Source organism: Tepidimonas charontis (genome assembly GCF_007556685.1).
GTDB lineage: Bacteria > Pseudomonadota > Gammaproteobacteria > Burkholderiales > Burkholderiaceae_C > Tepidimonas > Tepidimonas charontis.
Map to the genome: position 1 here is coordinate 1 of NZ_VJON01000120.1, position 589 is coordinate 589.

Genomic DNA, 589 nt, shown 5'->3' on the forward strand with positions numbered 1-589 from the left:
AGTCGGCGCTGCGTGAGTGGGCCTACGGCTGGACCTACCAAAACTCCGAGCAGCGGCGCCAAGCGCTTCACAGCTGGCAGCACCACTACAACTGGCATCGCCCGCACCACGGCATAGGCCGCGTCGCACCTATGTCACGGCTTCCAGTTCTTCGGAACAACCTCTTGACGGCTCACACCTAGGCGGTGGCCGAGGCGCCGGTGCGCGCACGGCCCACGCCCGCGGCGGCACGGCCGGCCGCGCCAGCACCGACACCAGCGCCGTCAGCACCACAGAAGTTTACCTTCCAGGGTGATGCGTTGTTCGATTTCGACAAGGCGGTGTTGACGCCGCAAGGCAAGTCCGCACTCGACGGTCTGATCAGCAAGATCAAGGCGACCAACCTGGAGGTGGTGATCGCCGTTGGGCACACCGATTCGGTTGGCTCCGACGCCTACAACGACCGTTTGTCGCTGCGCCGAGCCGGTAGTGTGCTGACTTGTGTGCAAAATCGCCTGGGGTAGTAAGCGGGCGGGTGGTCATGGTAAGAGGTTGATTGCGAGATCGACCTTGAACCCTGAAGGAGGGCAAACCATGACCACGAGCAAGC

1 protein-coding gene and 1 pseudogene are annotated in these 589 nt (G+C 63.2%); both read left to right on the forward strand.

Annotated features, from left to right (window positions below; genetic code table 11):
* On the forward strand, positions 1-182 hold a 182-nt coding region (locus tag Tchar_RS13655), incomplete at its 5' end, for an integrase core domain-containing protein (RefSeq protein ID WP_144329502.1).
* A 3-nt stretch (positions 183-185) separates the two neighbouring features.
* Positions 186-503, forward strand: a pseudogene (locus tag Tchar_RS13660) (OmpA family protein); the annotation flags it as partial.
* Positions 504-589: the final 86 nt, after the last annotated feature.